12 protein-coding genes are annotated in these 8,925 nt (G+C 58.4%); 10 read left to right on the forward strand and 2 right to left on the reverse strand.

Going from position 1 to position 8,925, the window contains the following annotated elements; translation table 11 throughout:
• The first annotated feature begins 264 nt into the window (after positions 1 to 264).
• From APH41_RS12680 to APH41_RS12725, 10 genes are all read left to right on the forward strand, one after another.
• Complete coding sequence (locus APH41_RS12680; RefSeq protein ID WP_034126314.1) at positions 265 to 1,239, forward strand: KpsF/GutQ family sugar-phosphate isomerase; 975 nt, start codon at positions 265 to 267, stop codon at positions 1,237 to 1,239.
• The gene (locus APH41_RS12685) at positions 1,240 to 1,764 is read left to right on the forward strand and encodes an HAD family hydrolase (protein WP_054897015.1); all 525 of its coding nucleotides are present in this window, start codon (positions 1,240 to 1,242) and stop codon (positions 1,762 to 1,764) included.
• Positions 1,765 to 1,772: 8 nt separating this feature from the next.
• Positions 1,773 to 2,345, forward strand: a complete 573-nt coding sequence (lptC, locus tag APH41_RS12690; protein ID WP_014716937.1) for an LPS export ABC transporter periplasmic protein LptC — start codon at positions 1,773 to 1,775, stop codon at positions 2,343 to 2,345.
• Complete coding sequence (gene lptA, locus APH41_RS12695; RefSeq protein ID WP_032893554.1) at positions 2,332 to 2,865, forward strand: lipopolysaccharide transport periplasmic protein LptA; 534 nt, start codon at positions 2,332 to 2,334, stop codon at positions 2,863 to 2,865. Before lptC ends, lptA begins: the two co-directional genes overlap by 14 nt.
• Positions 2,865 to 3,590: an LPS export ABC transporter ATP-binding protein gene (lptB, locus tag APH41_RS12700; RefSeq protein WP_003188582.1), complete on the forward strand. Its 726-nt coding sequence runs from the start codon at positions 2,865 to 2,867 to the stop codon at positions 3,588 to 3,590. The genes lptA and lptB overlap by 1 nt, the downstream gene beginning before the upstream one ends.
• Before the next feature lie 184 nt (positions 3,591 to 3,774).
• The gene (locus APH41_RS12705; RefSeq protein WP_034126312.1) at positions 3,775 to 5,268 is read left to right on the forward strand and encodes an RNA polymerase factor sigma-54; all 1,494 of its coding nucleotides are present in this window, start codon (positions 3,775 to 3,777) and stop codon (positions 5,266 to 5,268) included.
• 75 nt (positions 5,269 to 5,343) lie between these two features.
• Entirely contained in the window at positions 5,344 to 5,649 is a 306-nt protein-coding gene (gene hpf, locus APH41_RS12710; protein ID WP_003171804.1) for a ribosome hibernation-promoting factor, HPF/YfiA family, read from the forward strand.
• A 10-nt stretch (positions 5,650 to 5,659) separates the two neighbouring features.
• Positions 5,660 to 6,124 carry a PTS IIA-like nitrogen regulatory protein PtsN gene (ptsN, locus tag APH41_RS12715; RefSeq protein WP_034126311.1) on the forward strand — a complete coding sequence of 155 codons (465 nt, stop codon included), beginning with the start codon at positions 5,660 to 5,662 and terminating at the stop codon, positions 6,122 to 6,124.
• Positions 6,125 to 6,126: 2 nt separating this feature from the next.
• Entirely contained in the window at positions 6,127 to 6,984 is an 858-nt protein-coding gene (rapZ, locus tag APH41_RS12720; protein ID WP_034126310.1) for an RNase adapter RapZ, read from the forward strand.
• Between the two features lie 16 nt (positions 6,985 to 7,000).
• Positions 7,001 to 7,273 (forward strand): HPr family phosphocarrier protein, encoded by a 273-nt coding sequence (locus tag APH41_RS12725; RefSeq protein ID WP_003188577.1) that lies wholly within the window; start codon positions 7,001 to 7,003, stop codon positions 7,271 to 7,273.
• Between the two features lie 117 nt (positions 7,274 to 7,390).
• Here APH41_RS12725 and APH41_RS12730 read toward each other — a convergent pair whose 3' ends face one another.
• Together APH41_RS12730 and APH41_RS12735 are read right to left on the reverse strand one after the other, a co-directional pair.
• Positions 7,391 to 8,284: a ZIP family metal transporter gene (locus APH41_RS12730; RefSeq protein ID WP_054919322.1), complete on the reverse strand. Its 894-nt coding sequence runs from the start codon at positions 8,282 to 8,284 to the stop codon at positions 7,391 to 7,393.
• A 28-nt stretch (positions 8,285 to 8,312) separates the two neighbouring features.
• On the reverse strand, positions 8,313 to 8,924 hold the full coding sequence (locus APH41_RS12735; RefSeq protein ID WP_034126308.1) for a superoxide dismutase: 612 nt from the start codon (positions 8,922 to 8,924) through the stop codon (positions 8,313 to 8,315).
• Position 8,925: the final 1 nt, after the last annotated feature.

The following is an 8,925-nucleotide window of genomic DNA, read 5'->3' on the forward strand; positions in this document are numbered from 1 at the left end:
ACTTTGGTTTTCAACAGATGCGCAATAGTTGAGCACATGGGTTGGGCGGACCGAACTGGCGGCGAACTATATCACTGCTGGTACAGAGCCCCCAAGGCCGGAACAGCGCTGGTTCAGATTTGAGACAGGGAAAAAACGTTGCTTGCTATGTTACCGACGGTGGTTTTCAGTTATTCCGCGCACAAAGCCTGACGAACTTGCGTGAGGGAATTGATCATTACCGCTATAATCGCCGACTTTTCGTCAGGCTATACGATTTCAGACATGAGCCAATCCAGCGACCTTATTCAATCCGCACAACGCACCATACGCCTTGAGCTTGAAGCCGTAGAGGGCTTGCTGGCGCATATCGACGCGGATTTCGTGCGCGCCTGCGAGATGATTCTGGCCAGCAAGGGCCGCGTTGTGGTGGTCGGCATGGGCAAGTCCGGCCACATTGGCAACAAGATCGCAGCGACCCTGGCGAGCACCGGGACCACCGCGTTTTTCGTGCACCCGGCCGAAGCCAGCCACGGCGACATGGGTATGATCACCAAGGACGACGTGATCCTCGCCCTGTCCAACTCCGGTACTACCAACGAAATCGTGACCCTGCTGCCGCTGATCAAGCGCCTGGGCATCCAGATGATCAGCCTCACTGGCAACCCTGAGTCAACGCTGGCCAAGGCCGCCGACGTCAACCTGAACGTGCACGTAGCCCATGAGGCCTGCCCGCTGAACCTGGCGCCCACCTCCTCCACTACCGCCGCGCTGGTAATGGGCGATGCCCTCGCGGTGGCACTGCTGGAGGCCCGCGGGTTTACGGCCGAGGACTTCGCATTTTCCCATCCGGGTGGCGCACTGGGCCGTCGCCTGCTGCTGAAAGTGGAAAATGTCATGCATCGCGGCGCCGAGCTGCCGAGCGTTCCACGCGGCACCCTGCTCAGGGATGCGCTGATGGAAATGACCCGCAAGGGCTTGGGCATGACTGCCATCGTCGAAACCGATGGCCGACTGGCAGGGATATTCACCGACGGTGACCTGCGTCGCACCCTGGACCGCACCATTGATATCCATACCGCGACCATCGACGCAGTGATGACCCCTCACGGTAAGACCGCGCGCGCCGAAATGCTCGCGGCCGAAGCGTTGAAAATCATGGAAGATCACCGCATAGGTGCTCTTATCGTGGTCGACGACGATGACCGGCCGATCGGGGCCCTTAACCTTGGCGACTTGCTGCGCGCAGGAGTGATGTAAATGAACAGCGACCTGTTGCAACGCGGTAAAGACATCAAGCTGGCGATTTTCGACGTTGACGGCGTGCTGACCGATGGCCGCCTGTACTTCCTCGAAGACGGCAGCGAATTCAAGACCTTCAACACCCTCGACGGCCAAGGCATCAAGATGCTGATGGCAGCGGGCGTGCAAACCGCAATTATCAGCGGTCGAAAAACACCGGTTGTGGAACGCCGTGCACAAAACCTCGGTATTCCTCACCTGTATCAGGGCCGCGAGGATAAACTGGTGGTGCTGGACGAGCTTCTTGGCCAACTCAACCTAAGCTATGAACAAGTCGCCTATCTGGGCGACGACCTGCCAGACCTGCCGGTGATTCGCCGGGTGGGCCTGGGCATGGCCGTCGCAAATGCCGCGGCGTTTGTCCGCGAACACGCCCATGGCATCACCACCGCCCGTGGCGGCGAGGGTGCCGCCCGCGAGTTCTGCGAGTTGATCCTGCGTGCCCAAGGCAGTCTTGAAGCGGCCCACGCCGCCTACCTATAGAGCGTTATATGCTGAGTAAAAAGATTCGCAACTTCCTGTTATTCGGGGTCATCGCCGCGCTGCTCCTGGCGGTGGGCTACTGGAATATCAGCCCGGAGCGCTTTCTCGACAAGCCTGTTGCACAGGTTGACGAAGGCCTTATCGACTATTACGCCACCAATGCCTACAGCATTCAGTATCTGCCCGACGGCAAGGTGCAGTATGAGATGACATCGGACAAGGTCGAGCACTTGAAGGCTTCCGAAGTCAGCCTGCTGACGAATCCGGACCTGAACCTGTATCGCGGCACCGAATTTCCCTGGCACGTGACCAGCAAGCGTGGCGAAGTCAACCCTGACGGCACCGAAGTTGAACTGATCGACTCGGTTCGCGTCGCACGTACAGACGCGCAGAACCGCGACACCATCATTACCAGCAGTCGCATGACCGTATTCCCACAGAAGCAATATGCGCAGACCGAGCAAGACGTTAGAATCGACGGCGCTGGCGGTGTATCGACTGGCAAGGGAATGAAAGCGTATTTGAAAGAAAGCAGGATACACCTGCTATCGAACGTAAGAGGACAGTATGAGGCTCGTTAAAACTCTCCCTATTTTGCTCGGTCTGGGCGCAGCACTGGGAAGCGTGAGCGCCTGGGCTCTGCCGAACGATAGCCAGCAACCGATCCACATCTCGGCTGACGATGCGCAGCTCGATGACAAGCAAGGTGTCGCCACCTACACCGGCGGCGTGATCATCACCCAAGGCTCGATGAAGATTACCGGCAACACGGTGACCCTGACTCGTACCAAGACCGGCGATATCGATGTGGTGACTTCGGTCGGCAACCTGGCTTATTTCGAGCAGAAGCAGTCCGCTACCGATACAGGCCCCATGAAAGGCTACGGCAAGACTATCCAGTATCACGCCCAGCAGAACCGCATCGTACTGATTGATCAGGCCAAGGTGCTGAGCCCGGACGGCAACTCCACGGAAGGTGAAAAAATCACCTATGACACCGTGAAGCAGATCGCTAACGCCGGTCGCGCCAACGGCAACAAGGTCACCGCACCACGCCCACGCATCGACATGGTTATCCAGCCGAAGAAGAAGGCCGAGTAATGGCAACCCTGAAAGCCCAGCATCTGGCCAAGGCCTATAAAAGCCGCCAGGTGGTACGCGACGTCAGCCTGTCGATCGACAGCGGCCAGATCGTCGGCCTGCTCGGTCCTAACGGTGCCGGCAAAACCACCTGCTTCTATATGATCGTCGGGCTGGTCCAGGCGGACCAGGGTCGCGTATTGATCGACGACCTGGACGTCAGCCACCAACCCATGCACGGTCGTGCACGGGCAGGTATCGGCTATCTTCCGCAGGAGGCGTCGATCTTCCGTAAACTGTCGGTAGCCGACAACATCATGGCGATCCTCGAGACCCGCAAGGAACTCGATCGCGATGGCCGCCGCCAGGAGCTGGAAAGCCTGCTGCAGGAATTCCACATCAACCATATTCGCGACAACCTCGGCATGAGCTTGTCCGGTGGTGAACGTCGTCGCGTGGAAATCGCCCGCGCCCTGGCGACCGCGCCGAAATTCATCCTGCTGGATGAACCCTTTGCCGGCGTCGACCCGATTTCGGTGGGCGACATCAAGCAGATCATCCATCACCTCAAGGCCAAGGGCATTGGCGTGCTGATCACCGATCACAACGTGCGCGAAACCCTCGATATCTGCGAAACCGCGTATATCGTCAACGATGGTCAGCTGATTGCCGAAGGCGATGCCGAAACCATCCTGGCCAACGAGCTGGTGAAGGAAGTGTACCTGGGTCACGAGTTCCGCCTGTAAACACAGGGGTATCGCGCTCTTACCTGGAGCGTGCGGGAGTCAATGGAAACCTCGGTTTTTTTATTGTTACCGCGCTCTAGGCAAAGGCCCCGAGATCAGGCATATAATTTGCTTATGTTTGGCGCTCACGCGCCCTGTCGTGGATGGCGCATTGCGCCGGCGAATAAGGTGTTAAGCCCCTGCCATGAAACCATCGCTAGTCCTGAGAATGGGCCAGCAGCTGACGATGACACCGCAGCTGCAACAGGCCATCCGCCTGCTCCAATTGTCGACCCTGGACCTGCAACAGGAGATCCAGGAGGCCCTGGAGTCCAATCCGATGCTCGAACGCCAGGAAGAAGGCGACGACTTCGATAACGCAGATCCTCTGGCCGATAACATCGAGCAAAAACCCAATTCCGACGTGCAGGAACCCTCCTATCAGGAAACCGCCCCGACGGTGGACAACCTGGAGGAAGGCGACTGGAACGAACGCATTCCCAACGAGCTTCCCGTGGACACCGCCTGGGAAGACGTCTACCAGACCAGCGCCAGCAGCCTGCCAAGCAGCGATGATGACGAGTGGGATTTCACTACCCGCACGTCGGCGGGCGAGAGCCTTCAGAGCCACTTGCTGTGGCAACTGAACCTGGCGCCGATGTCCGATACCGATCGCCTGATCGCGGTCACCCTGATCGATTGCATCAATAATCAGGGTTACCTGGACGAAACCCTCGACGAGATCCTCGAGGCCTTCGACCCGGAACTGGATATCGAACTGGACGAAATCGAAGCCGTCCTGCACCGCATCCAGCAATTCGAGCCCGCAGGCATCGGCGCACGCACACTCAGCGAGTGCCTGTTACTGCAACTGCGCCAATTACCGGCCAAGACGCCATGGCTCACGGAAGCGCAACGCTTGGTCAGTGACTACATCGACCTGCTGGGCAGTCGCGACTACAGCCAACTGATGCGCCGTATGAAGCTCAAGGAAGATGACTTGCGCCAGGTCATCGAACTGGTGCAAAGCCTCAACCCGCGTCCGGGCTCGCAGATCGAGTCCAGCGAAGCCGAATATGTGGTGCCCGACGTCATTGTGCGCAAGGACAACGAACGCTGGCTGGTGGAGCTGAACCAGGAGTCGGTACCGCGCCTGCGGGTCAACCCGCAATACGCAGGTTTTGTGCGCCGCGCCGACACCAGCGCCGATAACACCTTCATGCGCAACCAGTTGCAGGAAGCGCGGTGGTTCATCAAGAGCCTGCAAAGCCGCAACGAAACCCTGATGAAAGTCGCAACCCAGATCGTCGAACACCAGCGCGGTTTCCTGGAGTACGGCGACGAGGCCATGAAGCCTCTCGTGCTGCACGACATCGCCGAAGCCGTCGGCATGCATGAATCGACGATTTCCCGGGTTACCACGCAGAAATTCATGCATACCCCACGGGGTATTTATGAGCTGAAATACTTTTTCTCCAGCCACGTCAGCACCTCTGAAGGCGGTGAATGCTCGTCCACGGCGATCCGTGCGATCATCAAAAAACTGGTTGCCGCTGAAAATCAGAAAAAGCCGTTGAGTGACAGCAAGATCGCTGGTTTACTGGAGGCACAAGGCATTCAGGTCGCCCGTCGAACCGTCGCCAAGTACCGCGAGTCCCTAGGGATCGCGCCTTCCAGCGAGCGTAAGCGGTTGATGTGACGGGCGGGCCACAGCGTTCCAGTGGTGGGTATTCCTGCCCACCGCTTTATGCACTGGCAACGAAGGAGAAGCTGTATGCAAGTCAACATCAGTGGACACCAGCTGGAAGTCACCAAGCCCCTGCGTGAATACACCGAGAGCAAACTGAACAAGCTTGCGGGGCATTTTGACAAGATCACCAACGTGCAGGTCATCATGGAGGTCGATAAGCTCAAGCAGAAAATCGAGGCCACCCTGCACGTACCGAATGCCAAGCTCGTCGCCAATGCGGAACATGAAGATATGTACGCGGCCATTGACTCCCTCTACGACAAGCTCGACCGCCAACTCATAAAGCATAAGGAAAAGAATCTGCACCTGATGCAAGGTACAGGTCGTTAACTCTCCCCCCATGATCCGACTTGAAAACATCCTGACCCCCGGCCGTTCCCTCGTGAACGTGCCGGGCGGCAGTAAAAAGCGCGCCCTCGAACAAATTGCCAACCTGATCGCCCGGGAAATTCCGGATCTGGAGATGCAAGATGTCTTCGAAGCTCTGATTGCCCGTGAAAAACTCGGCTCCACCGGTTTTGGCAACGGCATCGCGATCCCCCACTGCCGCCTCAAAGGTTGTGATAAACCCGTGAGCGCGCTGATGCACCTAGACGCTCCGATTGATTTCGACGCCATCGACGGCGCCCCGGTCGACCTGCTGTTTGTGCTGCTGGTCCCGGAAGCCGCCACCGATGCGCACCTGGAACTGCTACGGCAGATCGCCAGCATGCTAGACCGCAAGGATGTACGCGACAAACTGCGCAGCGCTTCCAGCAATGAAGCGTTGTACCAAGTTGTCCTGGATGAACAAAACGGGCAGTAATCATGCGTTTGATCATCGTCAGCGGTCGCTCCGGCTCCGGTAAGAGCACCGCCCTCAATGTGCTTGAGGACAACGGCTTCTATTGCATCGACAACCTGCCTGCCGGCCTGCTGCCAGAGCTGGCGGAGCGTGCACTGATCCATACCGAATTGGCGCAGCCGCTCGTTGCGGTCTCGATTGATGCGCGCAACCTGCCCAGCCACCTCTCGCGCTTCCCGGAACTGTTGGAAGAAGTGCGTGCCAAGCACATTCATTGCGATGTGCTGTACCTGGATGCCGACGAAGAGACCCTGCTCAAGCGTTTCTCCGAAACCCGTCGACGCCACCCCCTCAGCAGCGCCAACCGTTCCCTGGCCGAAGCCATCGAGGACGAGACCAAGCTGCTCGGGCCGATCATTGACCTGGCCGACCTGAAGATCAACACCACCAACCTGAACCTGTATCAGTTGCGCGACGCGATCAAGCTGCGCCTGCTGAACCAGCCTGAGCCGGGCACAGCGTTTCTGGTCGAGTCGTTTGGCTTCAAGCGGGGCATGCCGGTAGATGCCGACCTTGTGTTCGATGTGCGCTGCCTGCCCAACCCTTACTGGAAACCGGAGTTACGCGACCAGTCCGGGCTGGATCAGCCCGTGATCGACTACCTGGCCGCACAACCGGACGTAGAAGAGATGTTCCTGGATATCTCCAGCTACCTGCTCAAATGGTTGCCGCGCTTTGCCGCCAGCAATCGAGCCTATGTCACCATTGCCATTGGCTGCACTGGCGGCCACCACCGCTCGGTCTATCTGACTGAGCGCCTGGGCCAGGTGCTGCAACAAACCCTCAAGAACGTCCAGGTTCGCCACCGCGACCTGAGTTGAAAGGAACACCTGCGCGATGCCTGCTCTGGAAATTGAAATCATCAACAAGCTGGGCCTGCACGCACGGGCGTCGGCTAAATTCGTCGGCGTGGCCGGCCAGTTCCCCTGCCAGATCCGTGCTGGGCGTACGCCAGAGTCCATGGTAGATGGCAAAAGCATCATGGCGATGATGATGTTGGCGGCCGGCAAAGGCACAAAAATTCATCTGAGCACCGAGGGCGAGCAAGAAGACGAAGCAATGGCCGCACTGGTCGAGTTGATCAACAACTACTTCGACGAAGGCGAATAACCCCCTTATGTAGGAGCGAGCTTGCTAGCGAAACGTCAACGATAACGCGGGCATCCTGGTTTAACGCAGTGTTCTCAGGTTTTTCGCGAGCAAGCTCGCTCCCACATGGAACCACCATCAGCCCAACGCCGTATCCATCACCATCATCACGCAAAACCCGAGGCACAGCCCAAGGCTGGCAAGCTTTTCATGGCCATTGCGGCGCGACTCGGGGATGACTTCATGAGTCACTACCAGCAACATTGCCCCGGCGGCCAACGCCAAACCCAGCGGCAACAACACTTCGGCAAGGCTCACCAGCCATGCGCAGAGCACCGCAAATACCGGTTCAACCAAGCCCGATGCAGCGCCAATCAGGAAGGCTTTGATCCGCGACATTCCCGCCCCAGCCAATACCAACGCAATCACTAGCCCTTCAGGTACATCCTGCAAGGCAATGCCCATGGCGAGGCTGTCGGCATCCGCCATGCCTCCGCCCGCAGAAACACCTACAGCCATGCCTTCCGGGATATTGTGTGCAATGATCGCAAACACGAATAACCAGATACGCGGCGGGATAACCGGTTTATCCGGTGTACCCACCAGCATTTCCGGGCTGGCGCCAGAAACTTTGCGGTCTACGAGGTACAGGCCGAACGCCCCGAGCATGATGCCGAAGCTGATCAAGCCACCGGCCCCCCAAGGTGAAAGCCCCAGGTTTTCAGCGGCGGCGATACCCGGCACGACCAGGGAAAAAGCGGTTGCTGCCAACATCACACCGGCACCAAAGCCCAGCAAGGTATCGCTCAGCGCCATTGGCATGCGCCGAATCACCAACACCGGCACCGCGCCCAGCGCCGTGCCCAGCGCGCAGATCGCTCCACCCTGCAAAGCGCGCAGGATGCGCGGCTCTAGGTTCAACCAGGCCAGCCCATGGGCCACCAATAACGCAGTACCTGCCAATAGCAGCAGCGTGCCAAACGCATAACGAAACATTCGTACGCTACCGATCGCCAGTGTTTGAGTGCCCATAGTCGGCCTTAGATCTTGTTAGTGAGTGTCAGGCCAAGGCCGCCTGATACCGCGCGGCAACTTCCGGCCAGTTGATGACGCTGTAAAATGCATTGATGTACTCAGGTCGTCGGTTTTGATATTGCAAGTAGTAGGCGTGCTCCCAAACGTCCAGGCCCAGCACGGGTGTATTGCCGCTCATCAGCGGGCTGTCCTGGTTGCCGCTGCTTTCCACCACCAGCGTTTTCTGTGGCGTGACACTCAACCAGGCCCAGCCGCTACCGAAACGCGTCAACGCCGCCTTGGTGAAGGCCTCCTTGAAGCTGTCGAAACCACCCAATTGCTCGTCGATAGCCTTGCCCAGCGCGCCCTCGGGTTTGCCGCCCCCTGTCGGTGACATGACCGCCCAGAACAACGAGTGGTTCGCATGCCCGCCTCCTTGGTTGACCACGGCAGCGCGTAATTTCTCCGGCAATGTTTCGACGCTGGACACCAGCTTCTCCACGGGCCAGCCGGCGAACTCAGTGCCCTCGACCGCGGCATTGAGGTTATTGATGTAGGTCTGGTGGTGTTTGGTGTAGTGAATTTCCATGGTTTGCGCGTCGATATGCGGCTCGAGGGCATCGTAGGCGTAAGGCAAGGCCGGCAAGGTATAGGTCATA

Origin of the sequence: Pseudomonas sp. NBRC 111138, from assembly GCF_001320835.1 — a bacterium.
Taxonomy (GTDB): domain Bacteria; phylum Pseudomonadota; class Gammaproteobacteria; order Pseudomonadales; family Pseudomonadaceae; genus Aquipseudomonas; species Aquipseudomonas paracarnis.

Coding starts and splice junctions, on each gene's coding strand:
- APH41_RS12680 (WP_034126314.1), top strand. CDS start 265: ATGAGCCAATCCAGCGACCTTATTCAATCCGCACAACGCACCATACGC.
- APH41_RS12685 (WP_054897015.1), top strand. CDS start 1,240: ATGAACAGCGACCTGTTGCAACGCGGTAAAGACATCAAGCTGGCGATT.
- rapZ (WP_034126310.1), top strand. CDS start 6,127: ATGCGTTTGATCATCGTCAGCGGTCGCTCCGGCTCCGGTAAGAGCACC.
- APH41_RS12735 (WP_034126308.1), bottom strand. CDS start 8,924: ATGACCTATACCTTGCCGGCCTTGCCTTACGCCTACGATGCCCTCGAG.
- lptB (WP_003188582.1), top strand. CDS start 2,865: ATGGCAACCCTGAAAGCCCAGCATCTGGCCAAGGCCTATAAAAGCCGC.
- hpf (WP_003171804.1), top strand. CDS start 5,344: ATGCAAGTCAACATCAGTGGACACCAGCTGGAAGTCACCAAGCCCCTG.
- APH41_RS12730 (WP_054919322.1), bottom strand. CDS start 8,284: ATGGGCACTCAAACACTGGCGATCGGTAGCGTACGAATGTTTCGTTAT.
- APH41_RS12725 (WP_003188577.1), top strand. CDS start 7,001: ATGCCTGCTCTGGAAATTGAAATCATCAACAAGCTGGGCCTGCACGCA.
- lptA (WP_032893554.1), top strand. CDS start 2,332: ATGAGGCTCGTTAAAACTCTCCCTATTTTGCTCGGTCTGGGCGCAGCA.
- ptsN (WP_034126311.1), top strand. CDS start 5,660: ATGATCCGACTTGAAAACATCCTGACCCCCGGCCGTTCCCTCGTGAAC.
- lptC (WP_014716937.1), top strand. CDS start 1,773: ATGCTGAGTAAAAAGATTCGCAACTTCCTGTTATTCGGGGTCATCGCC.
- APH41_RS12705 (WP_034126312.1), top strand. CDS start 3,775: ATGAAACCATCGCTAGTCCTGAGAATGGGCCAGCAGCTGACGATGACA.